Source organism: Brevundimonas vancanneytii, from assembly GCF_901421975.1.
GTDB classification, from domain to species: domain Bacteria; phylum Pseudomonadota; class Alphaproteobacteria; order Caulobacterales; family Caulobacteraceae; genus Brevundimonas; species Brevundimonas diminuta.
Window position 1 is genome coordinate 1,729,790 of record NZ_LR588407.1, and the last position, 15,935, is coordinate 1,745,724.

11 protein-coding genes are annotated in these 15,935 nt (G+C 66.7%); 3 read left to right on the forward strand and 8 right to left on the reverse strand.

Translation table 11 applies throughout. From position 1 onward, the window contains the following. Positions 1–86: 86 nt before the first annotated feature. Positions 87–1,163: a PA0069 family radical SAM protein gene (locus FGL25_RS08570; protein WP_138141470.1), complete on the forward strand. Its 1,077-nt coding sequence runs from the start codon at positions 87–89 to the stop codon at positions 1,161–1,163. Positions 1,164–1,182: 19 nt separating this feature from the next. Here the strand turns inward: FGL25_RS08570 and FGL25_RS08575 are convergent. Next, positions 1,183–1,940 (reverse strand): IS5 family transposase gene (locus FGL25_RS08575; protein ID WP_099547418.1). Its coding sequence is split into 2 segments (ribosomal slippage): positions 1,183–1,619 and positions 1,619–1,940, totalling 759 coding nucleotides; the frame shifts between segments, so codons are not numbered across the junction. Positions 1,941–2,049: 109 nt separating this feature from the next. Here FGL25_RS08575 and FGL25_RS08580 point away from each other — a divergent pair. Beyond that, positions 2,050–2,880, forward strand: coding sequence for an alpha/beta hydrolase (locus FGL25_RS08580; RefSeq protein WP_252970100.1), 831 nt, complete (start codon positions 2,050–2,052; stop codon positions 2,878–2,880). 20 nt (positions 2,881–2,900) lie between these two features. Here the strand turns inward: FGL25_RS08580 and FGL25_RS08585 are convergent, their stop codons facing one another. Next, the gene (locus FGL25_RS08585; protein ID WP_138141472.1) at positions 2,901–4,145 is read right to left on the reverse strand and encodes a class I SAM-dependent RNA methyltransferase; all 1,245 of its coding nucleotides are present in this window, start codon (positions 4,143–4,145) and stop codon (positions 2,901–2,903) included. Between the two features lie 154 nt (positions 4,146–4,299). Here FGL25_RS08585 and FGL25_RS08590 point away from each other — a divergent pair, with 154 nt between their 5' ends. Further along, positions 4,300–4,956, forward strand: coding sequence for a glycine zipper 2TM domain-containing protein (locus FGL25_RS08590; RefSeq protein WP_138141473.1), 657 nt, complete (start codon positions 4,300–4,302; stop codon positions 4,954–4,956). A 73-nt stretch (positions 4,957–5,029) separates the two neighbouring features. Here FGL25_RS08590 and FGL25_RS08595 read toward each other — a convergent pair whose 3' ends face one another. The 6 genes from FGL25_RS08595 to FGL25_RS08620 all read right to left on the reverse strand — a co-directional run bounded on the left by FGL25_RS08595 (position 5,030) and on the right by FGL25_RS08620 (position 15,931). Next, positions 5,030–5,764, reverse strand: coding sequence for a TlyA family RNA methyltransferase (locus tag FGL25_RS08595; protein WP_138141474.1), 735 nt, complete (start codon positions 5,762–5,764; stop codon positions 5,030–5,032). Continuing rightward, entirely contained in the window at positions 5,761–8,505 is a 2,745-nt protein-coding gene (locus tag FGL25_RS08600) for a valine--tRNA ligase (RefSeq protein ID WP_138141475.1), read from the reverse strand. Before FGL25_RS08600 ends, FGL25_RS08595 begins: the two co-directional genes overlap by 4 nt. Before the next feature lie 138 nt (positions 8,506–8,643). Further along, positions 8,644–12,111, reverse strand: a complete 3,468-nt coding sequence (locus FGL25_RS08605) for a DNA methyltransferase (protein ID WP_138141476.1) — start codon at positions 12,109–12,111, stop codon at positions 8,644–8,646. 95 nt (positions 12,112–12,206) lie between these two features. Further along, the gene (locus tag FGL25_RS08610; protein ID WP_138141477.1) at positions 12,207–13,793 is read right to left on the reverse strand and encodes a phytoene desaturase family protein; all 1,587 of its coding nucleotides are present in this window, start codon (positions 13,791–13,793) and stop codon (positions 12,207–12,209) included. A 36-nt stretch (positions 13,794–13,829) separates the two neighbouring features. After that, a complete protein-coding gene (gene hutI, locus FGL25_RS08615; RefSeq protein ID WP_436835261.1) occupies positions 13,830–15,041 on the reverse strand; it encodes an imidazolonepropionase in 1,212 nt (403 codons plus the stop codon). Beyond that, positions 15,041–15,931 (reverse strand): agmatinase family protein, encoded by an 891-nt coding sequence (locus FGL25_RS08620; RefSeq protein ID WP_252970101.1) that lies wholly within the window; start codon positions 15,929–15,931, stop codon positions 15,041–15,043. Before FGL25_RS08620 ends, hutI begins: the two co-directional genes overlap by 1 nt. Positions 15,932–15,935: the final 4 nt, after the last annotated feature.

A 15,935-nucleotide genomic window follows, 5' to 3' on the forward strand; every position in this document is an offset into this window, starting at 1 on the left:
CCCGAGCGAGGCCGGCTAGAAGCCAGTCTCGTTCTATCGTCCATTTTGTTCTTGATTTGTTCTTATTCGTTCCCCATCCTGCGGGCATGAGTAAGGCGATCAACGGACGCGGCGCACGCTCCAACGCCTCGGGTCGGTATGAAGCCGATCGGCGCGAGGCCTACGACGACGGCTGGACGGATCAGGACGAGGCGGCGACCCCGCTTCGCACCACCCTGTCCCCGGAACACGCGCGCACCATCATCGCCAAGAACACGAGTCCCGACGTCGGCTTCGATCGCTCCATCAACCCCTACAAGGGCTGCGAACATGGCTGCATCTACTGCTACGCCCGTCCGTCCCATGCCTGGATGGGCCTATCCCCGGGCCTGGATTTCGAGAGCCGGATCTTCTTCAAGCCGGACGCCGCGCGTCTGCTGGAACAGGAACTCTCAAAGCCCCGATACGTCTGCCGGCGCATCCACATAGGCGGCAACACCGACCCCTATCAGCCGGTCGAGCGCGAAACGAATTCGACTCGTTCGATCCTGGAGGTCATGCAGCGCTTCAACCACCCGTTCAGCATCATCACCAAGTCGGTGCTGATCGCGCGCGACGCCGACATCCTGGGCGACATGGGGCGGCGCGGTCTGGCCTCGGCCTTCGTCTCCATCACCACGCTGGACCGTAAGCTGGCGCAGGCGATGGAGCCTCGCGCCTCCACGCCCGCCAAGCGGCTGGAGGCGATCAGCCGCCTGGCTGACGCAGGATGCCCGGTCGGCGTCGGCTTCGCCCCCGTCATTCCCGGCCTCAACGACCATGAACTGGAAGCCGTGCTGGAAGCGGCGCAGAAGGCGTGCGCGACCTCGGCCATGTATGTGACCCTGCGCCTGCCGATGGAGATCAAGGATCTGTTCCGAGAATGGCTGGCCGACGCCCGTCCCGACCGCGCCGCGCGCGTCATGTCCCTGATCCGCCAGACGCGCGGCGGCAAGGATTACGACCCCGACTGGTCCCAGCGCATGAAGGGAACCGGCCCGGTCGCCGAACTGATCGCCACGCGCTTCAGAACGGCGGCCAGGCGCTATGGTCTGGACGCGCCGCGTCAGGCGTTGGACCTCACCCAGTTCCGCGTTCCCGCCGACGCCCGACCGCAGCTTGATCTGTTCGACATTCCCGCCTGACGCCGCCTAGGCTCAGGACTCATAGCCAAAAGAGCACTGTAGCGGCGAGGGCTATGGCGGAGAGGAAGACGTTCGGGCACCGATCATAACGCGTGGCAACGCGTCGCCAGTCTTTCAGACGACCGAACATGATTTCGATGCGGTTGCGTCGTTTGTATCTGCGCTTGTCATACCGGATGGGCTCGGTGCGGGTTTTACGTCCGGGGATGCAAGGTGTGATCCCCTTGGCTTCCAAGGCGTCCCTGAACCAATCCGCGTCATAGCCCCTATCGCCCAGCAGCCACTGGGCTCGGGGTAGACTATCCAGAAGAGCCGCCGCGCCGGTGTAGTCGCTGACCTGACCAGCCGTCACAAACAGGCTAATGGGGCGTCCATTCGCATCGGTGACGGCGTGCAGCTTGGTATTCATCCCGCCTTTGGTCCGTCCGATCAGTCGCCCGAGGCCCCCTTTTTTACCCGCAGGCTCGAAGCCGTACGGTGCGCCTTTAGATAGGTGGCATCGATCATGACGGTCCGGCGCTCGGCCTGTGCGCCAGACAGGCCCTCCATCATCCGAACGAAGACGCCAGCCTCGCTCCACCGCTTCCAGCGATTGTAGAGCGTCTTGTGAGGCCCGTAGGCTGGCGGCGCATCGCGCCAGCGCAGGCCGTTGCGGTTGACGAAGATGATCCCGCTCAACACCCGTCTATCATCCACCCGAGGTTTGCCGTGGCTCTTAGGGAAATAGGGCTCCAGCCGAGCCATCTGCTCGTCCGTCAGCCAATAAAGATCGCTCATAATCCAGACTCCTCAGGAGCCTGAATCAGATCGCACGCCGCAATTCAATGGGTCCTGAGCCTAGGATGACCGTTCAGCAGGCAAGGTGAGAACCATGCACGGAACCCGGATGATCATCGTCGCAGCCGCGGCCATCAGCGTCGGCGGCTGTTCCGTCAACGTGCCGGAGAACGCCTTCCTCTACCCCGATGCGCGTATCGCAGCCGAGAAGATCGAGCTCACCCCCGGCCCCGCTATGCCGCGGTCGGCGCAGACCCTGACACTGCCCTATGCCGGCGGCCAGTTGGCCACGACCCGACTGTCCTCCACGAAGGACGATCAGGCGCCGCTGATCCTGTTCTGCGGCGGCAACATGTTCCGGCAATCGGCCTATGGCGGACTGGTGGGCGGACAACTCGCGGCTTTCGGCGACGTCCTGCTGTTCGACTATCCCGGCTACGGCGCATCGACCGGCGCGTCCGACATCGCCAGCATGAAGGCGGCTGTCGCCGCCATGGCCGCTCGTGCACGTGCGATAGCCGATCAGGAGGAACGGCGGCTCATCCTGTGGGGGCACTCCCTCGGCGGAACCGTCTGCGCAGAGGGGGCGGTGAACGCCAAGGCCGACGTTCTGGTGCTGGAAACGACGACGCCGTCAGCCAACGCCGTCATGCAGGAGGCCCTGGGCTGGAAGCGGTTTCTGATCCGCGTGCGCCTGGCCCCGCCCCTGGCCGAAGTCGATATTCCTTCGACCCTCGCCGACTATCCCGGCCGGATCATCGTGCTTGAGGCCGGGCGCGACACGGTGCTGCCTCCCGTCCTGAGCCGCCGCCTGGCCCAGGCGCTGACGGCAAAGGGACGATCTGTCGACCACCTGGTCTTCGCCGAGGCGGGCCACAACGACGTGCACAGCCAACCCGACTTCACGTCCCGAATGGCCGAAGCTCTCGCCCGTCCGTGATCGGTTCGACCTGATCTCGCCTAGCGCCGGAAGACGCCAACCAGTTCAATGTGCGTCGACCAGATGAACTGGTCGATCGGCGTGACCTTCTCCAGTCGGAAACCGGCGTCGACCAGCACCCGCGCGTCGCGGGCGAAGGTCTGGGGATTGCAGGACACCCCGACGACGACCGACGCCTTGGTCCCCGGCAGTTGCTGCGTCTGTTCCAGAGCGCCCGCACGCGGCGGGTCCAGGACGACGGCGTCGCAGCCCTTCAGGTCATAGGGCGACAGCGGACGGCGGAACAAATCTCGCGCCTGGGCTTCGATCCCCTTCAGGCCCTGAGCGGTACTCAGACCCGCCTTCAGGGCGGCGATGGAGGCGGCGGCGGAATCGGCGGCTGTCACGCTGGCGATCTCGGCCAGAGGGAAGGTGAACGTCCCCGCCCCGCAGAACAGGTCCGCCACCTTCTTGGCCCCCCTCACCGCCTCGACCGCGCGTTCGACCATGGCGGCCTCAGCGGCGGGCGACGCCTGCAGGAAACCGCCCGCCGCCAAGGGCACGGACGCGCGCCCGAACCGCACGCGCGGCTGACGCGCCATGACCAGCGTATCGCCATCCAGGCTGAGACGCGCCAGATCGGCCTCGGCGGCCGCCGCAATGGCCAGCGCCAACTGGTCTCCATTCAGGCCGCCCGAACGCTTCTCGACCCCGGTCACATCGACGTCCAGACCGGTGTCGGTCAGGGTGACGTGCAGGGTCGGCGCCGATTTCGGATGCCCCAAGAAGGGCGCCGCCACCTTGGCCAGGGCGGGCAGAGCCGCCGTCAGATGCGGGTCCGACAGCGGGCAGTCCGTCAGTTCGACCACCCGCCACGACTTGCGCGCCTTGAAACCCAGCATGACGCGGCCGTCCGCGCCCTCCCGCGCATGCAGCGCCAGGCGGCGACGACTGGCCAGCGGCGTCGCCACGGTCGCCTCGACCTCGGTCTCCAGCCCCTCACGCGCCAGGGTCTGGATCACCACCTCGCGCTTCCAGGCCAGATAGGGCTCATCGGCCCAGTGCTGCAACGGCGCGACCCCGCATTCGGCATAGGTCCGCGAATGGATCGGCCGGCGGTCGGGGCTCGCCTCGATCAGATCGAACCGCTCGGCCCGTCCGTCCTTGACCTCAGCGGCGATCACCTCGCCCGGCAGGGCGCCCGGCACGAAGACCGAGCCGTTGGCGGTGTCGGCGATCCCGTCGCCCTGATGGCCCATGCGGGCGATGGTCAGCGTCTGCGTCATGCGCGGCTTCTAGCGGTTTCCGCGCAAAAATCGAAACATGAACGAAGATGAACGACGCGATCAAAAGCCGTTCAGCTTCGCGACCCTATCAATGGCTGCAACAGACGGCGGCCTGATCCGTTCAGGTGCGGCATCCGTCGAAGGAACAAAAACGATGATCGCTCTCATCTCGAAAAAAGCCTCGGCCGCCGCCATCGCCGTCCTGGCCTGCGCCTCCGCTGTCGCCCTGCCCGGCGTCGCTTCGGCCCAGAGCTACGGCTACGACTATCCGCCCGCCTATGGCTACGGGAACGGCGGCTACAGCCAGGGCACCTACTACGATCCCTGCGCGCGTGATCAACGCCAACGCGCCACGACCGGCGGCCTGCTGGGCGCGGCCATCGGCGCCGTCGCAGGCTCTCAACTGGCCGCACGCGGCCGCCGCACCGAAGGCAGCGCCCTGGGCGGCGTCCTGGGCGCCGCGATCGGCGCGGGCGTGGGCAACAGCTCGGCCGCCTGCGACAGCAACTATCGCCGCGACACGCGCTATTCGAACTCCGGCTATTCCGGAACCTACGTCCCGCCCGCCTACGGCTACGACAACCGCAGCTACGATCGCCGCTATGACGATCGCCGCGACGGCTACGACTACTACCGCGACTATCCGCAAGCCATCGATCCGGGCTTCAGCCCCCAGCCCAGCGGCTATCAGGGCTACGGCGACGAATGCCGCCTGGCCGAAAGCAACATCCGTCTTCCCGACGGTCGCATGGAGACGCGCTATGTCCGCTCCTGCCGTGACCAATCGGGCCGCTATCGCGTCGTCGATTAAGTTTCAGCCCCCCTGTCAATCGACGATGTGAAGAGGGCCGCCGGATATCCGGCGGCCCTCAAATCGTTTGAGCTCAGGCTTTCTGCGCCCAGAGCAAAAACTCGACGTTGCCGTCGCCGCCCGTGATCGGGCTGTCGGCGACCTCGCGCACGGCCCAGCCGCTCTCGTCCAGCCAGTCGCGCACCTTGGCCACAGCGGCGGCGTGCGCCGCCGGATCCTTGACCACGCCCTTCTTGCCGACCGCCTTGGGGCCGTCCGCCTCGAACTGCGGCTTGACCAGGGTGATCAGGTCCGCCCCCGGCGTCGCCAGATCGAGCGCCGTCGGCAGCACCTTCGACAGGCTGATGAAGCTGACGTCGCAAACAATCAGGGACGGCGCCTCGGTGATGACGTCAGGCGTCAGATCGCGAGCATCGGTCTTCTCCAGGTTCGCCACGCGCGGATCGGCCGCAACCTTCGGGTGAAGTTGCCCCGTGCCCACATCCACAGCGAACACCTGCGCCGCGCCGCGATCCAGGCAGACCTCGGTGAATCCGCCCGTCGAGGCGCCGACATCCAGCACGACGCGTCCATCGACCGCCACAGGCCACAGATCCAGCGCCCGTTCCAGCTTCAAGGCGCCGCGTCCCACCCAGCGAAAGGCGTCGACATAGGTGACGACCGCGTCTTCATTAACGGTCTGAGACGCCGCCCTGGCAGGCGCGCCGTCCACGGTGACGCCGCCCGCCTCGATCGCCGCCTTGGCCTTGGCCCGGCTTTCGGCCAGGCCGCGCGCGACCAGGAGCTGATCCAGCCGGAGCCGGCTCAAACCATGGCGTCCAGACGGGCGAGAGCAGCCTGCAGCCTGGCCTTGCCCTCTTCGGCCTCGGCCAGCTTGGCGCGCTGTTCCTCGACCACCTCGGCGGCCGCGCGGGCGACGAAGTTGGGGTTGCCCAGCTTCTTGTTCACATGGCCGATGTCGCTGTCGAAAACGGCGATCTCCTTCTCCAGACGCGCGCGCTCGGCGGCCAGGTCGATGATTCCGGCCAGCGACAGGGCGACCGTCGCCCCGCCTGAGACGAAGGTCACAGCCCCGGCCGGCGCGGCCTCGGCCACGGCGACCTCGGACACGCGGCCCAGCGTCAGGATCAAATCGCGGTGGCGCGCGATGCGCTCAGCCGTGGCTGCGTCCGGCGCAACGAAGGCCAGCGGCGGCTTGGCCGACGGCGGCACGTTCATCTCGGCCCGCAAGGCGCGGATTTCACCAATCAGATCGACCAGCCAGCCGATCTCGGCCTCAGCGCCGACATCGACAAAGGCGTCCGGCAGCACCGGCCAGGCCTCGCCCATCAGCAGGCCGTCGCGAGCAGGGCCTTCCCTGCCCAGTTCGGCCCACAGCTCCTCGGTGATGTAGGGCATGACCGGGTGCAGCAGCTTCAGCGTCTGGTCGATCGTCCAGGCCGTCATGGCGCGGGTCTCGGCCTTGGCGGCTTCGTCGGCGCCGTTGAACACCGGCTTGGCCAGTTCCAGATACCAGTCGCAGAAGACGTTCCAGATGAAGCGGTACAGGGCGCCCGCCGCATCGTCGAAACGGCCGCCCTCGATGGCGTCCGACACCTGGCGCTCGGCCTTGGTCAGTTCGCCGCGGATCCAACGGTTGATCGTCTGCTGCACGCCAGCGGGGTCGAAGCCCTCGACGCGGCGCGCCTCGTTCATCTGGCTGAAGCGTGCGGCGTTCCACAGCTTGGTGCCGAAATTGCGATAACCTTCAATGCGCTGTTTCGACAGCTTGATGTCGCGCGTGCCCGACAGGATCGCCATGGTGAAGCGCAAGGGATCCGCGCCCAGTTCGTCGATGATGCCCAGGGGGTCGATGACGTTGCCCTTGGATTTCGACATCTTCTGGCCCTTCTCGTCGCGGACCAGACCGTTGATGATGACCCGCTTGAAGGGGACTTCGCCGTCCATGAAGTGGATGCCCATCATCATCATCCGGGCGACCCAGAAGAAGATGATGTCCGCCGCTGTGACCAGATCGCTGGTCGGATAGAAGCGCTCCAGATCCTCGGTCTTTTCCGGCCAGCCCATGGTCGAGAAGGGCCACAGGGCCGAGCTGAACCAGGTGTCCAGAACGTCCTCGTCCTGGGTCAGCACGACCTCGGAATCATAGTCCGACATCGCCTGTTCGCGAGCGTCCTCTTCCGTCTCGGCGACGTAGATCTCGCCGTTCGGGCCGTACCAGGCCGGGATGCGATGGCCCCACCACAGTTGGCGCGAAATGCACCAGGGTTCGATGTTGCGCAGCCATTCGAAGTAGATCTTCTCGTAGGACTTCGGCTCGAAGACGGTGGCGCCGTCCTCGACCGCCTTCAGGGCGGGCTGGGCCATGACCTTGGCGTCGACGTACCACTGATCCGTCATCCACGGCTCGATGACGACGCCCGAACGGTCGCCGTGCGGGACCATGTGCTTGGTCTTCTCGATCTCGCGCAGCCAGCCCTCTTCCTCGGCGCGGGCGACGATGGCCTTGCGCGCGGCGAAGCGGTCCATGCCCTCGTATTCCGCGGGCACGTCGGGCGTGTCGGCGGCGGTGATGCGGCCGAAGGCGTCCATGACGTTCAGCGCTTCAAGTCCTGCACGCTTTCCGACGCCGAAATCGTTGAAATCATGGGCAGGCGTGATTTTGACCGCGCCCGAACCCTTGGTCGGATCGGCATAGTCGTCAGCGACGATCGGCACGCGGCGGCCGGTGATCGGCAGGGTCACGAACTTGCCGACCAGACCCGTATAGCGCTCATCCTCCGGGTGAACCGCCACGCCGGTGTCGCCCAGCATGGTCTCGGGCCGCGTCGTGGCGACAACGATGAAGTCGCGCGTCTCGAACTCGGTCGCCTTGCCGGCATCATCAAAGGCGATCGGATGCTGATAGGTCACGCCGTCGGCCAGCGGATAGGCGAAGTGCCAATAGGCGCCGTCGACCTCCTTCTGCTCGACCTCAAGGTCGCTGATGGCGGTCTGGAAATGCGGATCCCAGTTCACCAGCCGCTTGTCGCGATAGATCAGGCCGTCCTTGTGCAGTTGCACGAAGACCTTGCGGACGGCGGCGTTCAGCCCCTCGTCCAGGGTGAAGCGCTCGCGCGACCAGTCGCAGGACGAACCCAGACGGCGCAGTTGGCGCACGATGGTCCCGCCGGACTCGGCCTTCCACTCCCACACCTTCTCGATGAAGGCGTCGCGGCCCATGTCGCGGCGGCCGATGTTGCCCTCGGCGGCCAGCTTGCGCTCGACGACCATCTGGGTGGCGATGCCCGCGTGGTCGGTGCCCGGCAGCCACAGGACGGCCTTGCCCTTCATGCGGTGATAGCGGGCCAGGATGTCCTGAAGCGTGTTGTTCAGGGCGTGGCCGATGTGCAGGCTGCCCGTTACGTTCGGCGGCGGAATGACGATCGAATAGGCGTCGGCGGCGCCGTCAGTCGGCTTGGCCGCGCGCGGGGCGAACAGGCCGCTGTCCTCCCACTGGGCGTAGATGCGCGGCTCGGCGGCCTTGGGTTCGAACGTCTTCTCAAGCATGGTCATCTCGTTTCCCCGAGGGCGTCGCGCGAAAGCGCCGCCGATCGAGGCTGGAATTCTTCGGTAAAGCAAAGGGCGGTCCCGCCGGAACCGCCCTTAGACGACTTAATGATCGCCGCGTCCCACGGCTAGGCCAAATCAGTGTCGTCGCGGCGAGAACCAGCCCTCGTCCGTGTGCTGGACCGACCCCGCCACCGCCAGAACCGCCAAGGTCTGTTCGATCCGGTCCGTCTTGCGGCGACCGATCCGCCCGTCGAAGCGACGCGCCAGCTCCAGCGGCTGCAGCGGCCGCCCTTCGCGACGCAGCTCTTCCAGCAACACGCCCGCCAGGACCGCAGGCGCATCAGGCAATGGCGCTCGTGTTCTCATCCTGTCCAACGGCGCCTCGATCTGCACGGCGCGTGCGGACGACTTGATCCGTCCCGCTTGATAGCTCGGTCGCAGGAAACGGATCTCGCCCTTCTCCTCCTGCACTCGCCGCGCACGGTTCAGTTCCAGCAGGGCGCTGAGCGTCGCTTGATCCGTCATGCCGTCGCGCCAGCCGTAAGCCGACGCGACCTGCTGATCCAGCCGCTCGTGCAGATGATGCAGCAAGCCGATCTGACCACGATCATAGAGATCGCGTTCGTTCCCGGTCAGTTCGCCGCCTTCCTGAAGGCGACGCCGGACATTGTAGAGCCCGGTCATCGTCAGATCCTCGTGCTGGCTAAGAACCTGACGGCGACGGTCATCGATCTCTTCGGCCAGAACGCCGATCTCCTCTCCTGCGGCGCTGTTCAGATCCGGAAAGGGAAAGGCGTCGAAGCAGGCCTTCTTGTTATAGACGGGCCGATCCTCCAGCCGCCCGCCGCGCGCCAGGGCCCAAACCCCATGCACATGCGACGACAGCACGCCCAGGATGCGCGGATTGTCCGAGGCGACGGCGATCAGGGCGTTGTCCGGCAGGATGTCCGCGTCCAGAAAACGGAACCACCGGTGCTTGGCCGTCTCCACCGTGGCGATATAGCGGGACAGCCCCTCCAACGCCGGGCGGAACTCGCTGCGCGGCTCGCCGAACATCCACCAGTTGTCGCGATAGGCGGCGCGATTGTTGCGGTCACGCTCGGGCTTCACCGCCTCCAACAGATGCTGGAAGACGGCGGGGTGACTGCGACGCGCCTCTTCCTCGCTCCAGCCGAACAGGTCGATCACCTTCACGCCGCGCGGTCGTGACGCCAGATCGCGTCCGTTGCGGTACGCGCGGATCGGATTTTCCGCCTCGTCATTGGACGCCGCCAGCAACTGCTCCGCCCGTTCCGGCGACACCATGAAGCCCGCACCATGCAGCTTCACCCCCGGCGAGCACAGCAGGGCATTGGCCTTGAGCGGCTGCGCCTCGGTGATGGGAAGACCGATGCTCAGGCCCGGCCCGATATCGCCGCGCTGTTCGCAAAAGAGGATCTCCGGCGTCTCGCCTTCGCCCATCGACTCATCGACCACCGTCAGCAGGCGGCCCTGACCATTCGGCTCGCCGCGCTCAGCCACGGTCATGGCGATGCGCACGTCGGCGCGGTCGGAGCCCTTGATCCACGGATGGTCTGGGATGGCGAAGGTCAGACGCATCGACGGCGCGCCGTTCAGATGATGCTCCAGCACGCGCCGGGAAAAGGTCTGGGTGATCGAGTTAGTGGTGATGAAGCCGAACCGTCTCAGCGTGCTGTTCTTAGCCGTCAGGATCTCCGCCGCACGGTCCCACCAGGCTGTGACCAGGTCCGCCGAGCGGAACCGCCCCTGCCGCACCCGCCACAGGGCGTCGACATAGCCGTCGCCCAGTTCGCCGCGCACGTCCTTGCCCCCGATGAAGGGCGGATTGCCGATGATGAAGTGCGCCGTCGGCCAGACCGTAGGGCGCGGATCAATATATCGCGTAACTTCTCTCTCCTCGTGCGCCACAACCGCCGAGAGACCGCCGCCTCGGCTCAATACCCGCGCGTGGGTAAGCGGCCGCCCCTGTTCGTCGCGCACCAGTTCTTCGCGCGTCCACGTCAGCAGCGCGTCCATATGCTTGATGCAGTTGAAGTTTCGCAGGATCGGTTCGGTCGGCTTGGCGTCGCCGGCGTTTCTGAAGTGCCATTGCAGATAGCCGATCCACATCACCATCTCGGCGATCCAGACAGCGTGGACATTCTTCTCCAACCCCCAGAACTGTTCAGGGCTGACGGTATGCCCCTCCAGGCCGAGCGCCGTTTGGGCGTCCCCCAGATCGGTCAGGGCGGTCAGAACCTCGCTCTCGAGATCCTTCATCATGTCCATGGCCACATAGAGGAAGTTGCCGGTGCCGCAGGCGGGATCCAGCACCCGTGTCGTGCACAGCGCATGGTGGAATTCGCGCATGGCGCGGCGCGCCCGCACGACGTCGCCGCTGGCGTAATGGCCGACCGCCAGCCCCGCGACCGCCTCCCACTCGGCGCGCAGCGGCTCCATGATCGTCGCCTCGACCAGTCGCCGCACATAGGCCTTTGGCGTATAGTGAGCGCCCAGCTCGCCGCGCTCCGTCGGGTCCAGCGCCTGTTCCAGCAAGGCGCCGAAAATCGCCGGCTCGACCGAAGCCCAGTCGCGCTGGGCGGCGGCGATCAGAGCCTCCAGCTCCGCCTCCGTCACCGGCACGGCCGCCTCTTCCTTGAACAGGCCCCCGTTAAAACGGCGCAGATCCTGGCGAACCGCTGAGCAATGTCCGCCGCTGTCCATGCGGCGAAAGAAGTCCGCCGCGCTGACATGAAAGCGATCCGCCATTCCGCGATAGCTTTCCAGCAGGCGCAGAAATCCCCGGTCGTCGATCAGTCCCACGCTGTCGGCGAACATGGCGAAAATGCACTGCATGACGAACAGCGAAGTGCGCTTGTCCCATGCCGCCCGCGTCACGACATCGACGCAACCGCTGGAATCGGTCGGCGCCCGCTTGCGGATCGAGCGCACCAACCAGGCCAGCCGCTCGGCGATGTCGCTGGTCACGGCCGCCACATGGTTCGCCGGGTCCAGACTCATCGGCTCTTCCCACACCCGGCGCAGACGCTCCCGCACCGTCGGATCACGCAAGTCGTCCATGGAGATGCGGCAGCGCGCCAGATCGGGAAACGGCACATAGCCCTTCCCCTGTCGGTCAAAGTCCGCCCACAGGTGGATGGAGCGCCCAACGTCCACGACGACGATGAAGGGCGGCCATTCGTCCAGCGCCTTTGCGTAGGTCTCGGCCTGACGCTTGGCGTCCAGCATCAGCCGCTCGATCGCGCCCGCGTCGCCCTTCGGCGGTTTGCGCCCGCGCCCGTTGAACAGGGCCAGATGCCGCTGCGGGTCCAATTCGCCGCCGGGCGCCCGCTTCTGCGACTGCTTGGCCTCCAGCACGAAGGCGCCGCGCCGATAGCAGTCGATGAATCCCCGGTGCGCGCCGCCGTCGTGAAAGCGGAACTCCACCCGCCGCTCGAAGCAGTAGCCGCGATCTCCAGCGATCTCCTGATCCGGGGCCGGCGCTCCGATCAGGGCGCACAACTGGCTGATGAATGTCTGGTAGTGCGAACGCTCGCTGATCGTCGCGCCGCTCCAGCGCGTGATGAACGCTTCGACATCCATGGATTGTTCTCCCACCCCTGAGAGAACAATATTAGGTTGAATTTCAGAAGAAGCACAACCTTACATTATCGCAAACAACCTGGACGCGACAAGCCTCAACGCCTGCCGAAATCCTTCAACACTGCCCGCGCCGCATTATGTCCCGGAGCCCCCGTCACTCCGCCCCCCGGATGAGCGCCCGATCCGCACAGATAGAGCCCAGGCACGGGCATCCGATGATCGGCGTGGCCCAGCACCGGCCGCGCGCTGAACAACTGATCCAGCGTCAGTCGCCCATGGAAGATATCGCCCCCGATCAGGCCGAAGCGCCGCTCCAGATCGCGCGGTCCCAGCGCCAGCCGCCCGACAACGGAGGCCTTGAATCCCGGCGCATGAGCCTCGACCGTCTCGATCATCAGGTCAGCCACCGTATCGCGATGCGCGTCCGCCAGATCCGGTGAAACGTGCTGGCAGAACAGGCTGGCGACGTGTTGTCCCCCCGGCGCCAGACTGTCGTCCAGGGTCGAGGGGATCAGCATCTCAACGATCGGCTTGGACGACCAGCCGTTCAGCCGCGCCTCGGCGTGGGCGCGGTCCATATAGGCCAGCGTCGGGGCGATGATGATGCCCGCCGTCAGGTGATCGCCCGCCCCCGGCAAAGCGGTGAAGCGCGGCAGTTCGGACAGGGCCACATTCATGCGGAAGGTGCCCGAGCCGGAGGAGTAGCGGCTCATCCGCTCGGTGAAGTCCGCCGGAACCACGGCCGGATCGACCAGCCGGTCGAACAGCAGACGCGGGTGCAGGTTGGAGACCACGGCCCGGGCGCGGACTGCGTCGCCTGCCTCGGTCACGGCGCCGACCGCCCTGCCCTTTTCCGTCAGCACCTCGGCGACCGGCGCGTCCAACCGGATGTCGACGCCCTGCTCGGCGCAGGCGGCGGCCATGGCCTGCGTGATGGCGCCCATGCCGCCGATGGCATGGCCCCAGGCGCCCTTCTTGCCGTTCACCTCGCCAAAGACGTGGTGCAGCAGGACATAGGCCGAACCGGGCGTATAGGGACTGGCGTAGTTGCCGACGACGCTGTCGAAACCGAACAGGGCCTTGATCGGATCGCTCTCGAACCAGCCGTCCAGCCAGTCGCCCGCCGACTTGGCGAACAGGTCCAGCAGGTCGCGTTGCGCCGCCAGACCCAGGCCCGAGATTCGCCGCCCCAGAGACGCCGCCTTCAGCATCTCCGGCAGGGCGGCCAGCCAACCACCCTCGACAACGTTCGGCGGGGTGGTCAGGATCAGGTCGCGTAGGATGGCGGCGACCGTCTCCAGCCGCGCCTCATAATCGGGCAGACGCTCAGAATCGCGCACCGAGAACTTGGCGACCTCGGCCTGAGTCCGTCCCTCGCCGGTCAGCAGATAGCGTCCGTCGTCAAAAGGCAGGAAGTTCGCCGCGCGACGCTCCACCACCCGCAAGCCATGGCGGGGCAACTCCAGGTCGGCGATGACGCGCGGGTTCAGCAAGCTGACAGTGTAGCTGGCGGTCGAGTTGCGAAAACCGGGATGGAATTCCTCCGTCACCGCCGCACCGCCGACGACGCCGCGCCGTTCCAGCACCGTCACCTTCAGACCGGCCCGCGCCAGATAGAAGGCGCAGACCAATCCGTTGTGCCCGCCGCCCAGGATGACGACGTCCGTTTCCGTCTGCGCCATGCGCGCTCCCTCCCGCTTGAGGGAGCGACGCTAATCCTAGGCCGCGCGTCCCGCCAGATAGCGGCGATGCAGCAGCGGCTTGCCCAGCCAATAGGCCAGCTCCGCCGGGCGGCTGATGTCCCAGACGGCCAGATCGGCGGTCTTGCCCGCCTCAAGCGTGCCGATCTCGTCCTGCAGCCCCAGCGCGCGGGCCGCGTTCCGCGTGGCGCCCACCAGAGCCTCTTCCGGCGTCAGGCGGAACTGGACGCAGGCCAGGTTGATCGCCGCCGTCATGGAGGCGACCGGCGAGGTGCCGGGGTTGCAGTCCGTCGCCACCGCCATGCGCGCGCCGTGCTGGCGCAACAGGGCGATCGGCGGCGCCTGCGTCTCGCGCAGCATCAAGAAGGCGCCCGGCAGCAGCACCGCCACCACGCCCGCCTCGGCCATCGCCTTCACGCCCGCCTCGGTCGTGTGCTCGATATGGTCGGCCGACAGCGCCTGATAGCGGGCGGCCAGCGCCGCGCCGCCGCCATCCGACAGTTGGTCCGCGTGCAGCTTGACCGGCAAACCCAATTCCTCGGCCTTGTCGAACAGGCGGCTGACCTCCTCCACCGAGAAGGCGATGGGTTCGCAATAGGCGTCGACCGCGTCGACCAGACCTTCGGCGTGGGCTGCGGGCAGGATTTCGTCCACAGCCTTGTCCACATAGACGGCGCGATCGGCCTTATGCTCCGGCGGGACGGCGTGCAGGCCCAGATAGGAGGTGCGCACCCGCACCCCGGCCTCGCGCCCAATGCGACGGGCGACGCGCAGCATCTTCAGTTCGCTGTCGTGATCCAGGCCGTATCCAGACTTGATCTCGACCGTGGTGACGCCGGTGGCCTTCAGCCCCTCCAGCCGCGCCAGAGCCGAGGCGTAGAGCTGATCCTCGCTCTCCTCGCGCGTGGCGCGCACGGACGAGACGATGCCGCCGCCGGCGCGGGCGATCTCTTCATAGGTCGCGCCCTCCAGCCGCCGCTCGAACTCGCCAGAGCGATCGCCGCCGAAGACCAGATGAGTGTGGCAGTCCACCAGTCCCGGCGTGACCCAGCGCCCGCCCAGACTGTCGGTTTCCACAGCCTTGTGCACAGGCAGGTCGGCGCGCGGCCCGACCCAGGCGATGCGCCCATCCTTGATCAGGATGGCGGCGTCCTCAATCGCGCCATAGGGCTCGCCGCCTTCGGTCATGGCGGCGACGTGGCAGTCGGTGATCAGCAGATCGGCGTCGATCATCGCGCGGCGACTCCAGCCAGAATTTCACAGAACCAGCGCCCCGCCGTCAGGGAGCCGAGGTCGCCGATTTCCAGCGACGGGTCGTATTCTGTCAGGTCGACGGCGCGCACCTTGGCATGGGCGCCGATGGCGCGGGCGGCGTCGAAGAAGTCATGTACCGACACCCCGCCCGGCCGCGCGCCGGGGCTGGCGGGCCACTGGCTGCGGTCGATCACGTCGATGTCGAAATCGACGTAGACGACCTCGCACAGGGACGACAGGCGCTCCAGCTCCTCGACCACGACATTGACCAGACCGCGCTGGCGGCACTCGCGGGCGGTGCGAACGCTGATCCCTGCGGCTTCGGCCTTTTCATGAGCGCGACGGGTGTTGGCGAAGGGTGCGAGGCCGACCTGGCTGATCCGACGCCCGTCCATGCCGTCATCCAGCAGCGCCTGGATCGGATTGCCGTTGGTCAGGCCCTGGTCCGTGTCGCGCAGGTCGAAATGCGCGTCCAGCGTCAAGACGCCGACGCGGTCCAGCCCCAGGGCATGAACGCCCGGCCGGGTGATGGCGTTGTTGCCGCCGACCAAGATGGTCAGGTCGCGATGGGCCTGCGCCGCCACCGCGTCACGCACCGGCTCAAAGGCGTCGAAAGGCGAGACGGCCTTCAACGCCACGTCCCCGGCGTCGTGGACCTTGATATCTAGCTCCAGACCCGTCTCGACGTCATAGGTCGACAGACGCGGCAGAACCCCACGCAGCACCTTCGGCCCCAGGTCACAGCGGCCCGGCGTCAACGACCGCTCGTTCAATGGCGCGCCGATCAGGGCGACGCGGGCGTCGGGATGACGCCCCACCAGATCGCCGACAGAACGCCACCCCAGGGCTTCAGACGGTTGGCTCATAGGC

Bases quoted from the DNA above. Each gene is read 5' to 3' on its own strand.
- FGL25_RS08570 (WP_138141470.1), top strand. From the start codon at position 87: ATGAGTAAGGCGATCAACGGACGCGGCGCACGCTCCAACGCCTCGGGT.
- FGL25_RS08580 (WP_252970100.1), top strand. From the start codon at position 2,050: ATGATCATCGTCGCAGCCGCGGCCATCAGCGTCGGCGGCTGTTCCGTC.
- FGL25_RS08585 (WP_138141472.1), bottom strand. From the start codon at position 4,145: ATGACGCAGACGCTGACCATCGCCCGCATGGGCCATCAGGGCGACGGG.
- FGL25_RS08590 (WP_138141473.1), top strand. From the start codon at position 4,300: ATGATCGCTCTCATCTCGAAAAAAGCCTCGGCCGCCGCCATCGCCGTC.
- FGL25_RS08600 (WP_138141475.1), bottom strand. From the start codon at position 8,505: ATGCTTGAGAAGACGTTCGAACCCAAGGCCGCCGAGCCGCGCATCTAC.
- FGL25_RS08605 (WP_138141476.1), bottom strand. From the start codon at position 12,111: ATGGATGTCGAAGCGTTCATCACGCGCTGGAGCGGCGCGACGATCAGC.
- FGL25_RS08610 (WP_138141477.1), bottom strand. From the start codon at position 13,793: ATGGCGCAGACGGAAACGGACGTCGTCATCCTGGGCGGCGGGCACAAC.
- FGL25_RS08620 (WP_252970101.1), bottom strand. From the start codon at position 15,931: ATGAGCCAACCGTCTGAAGCCCTGGGGTGGCGTTCTGTCGGCGATCTG.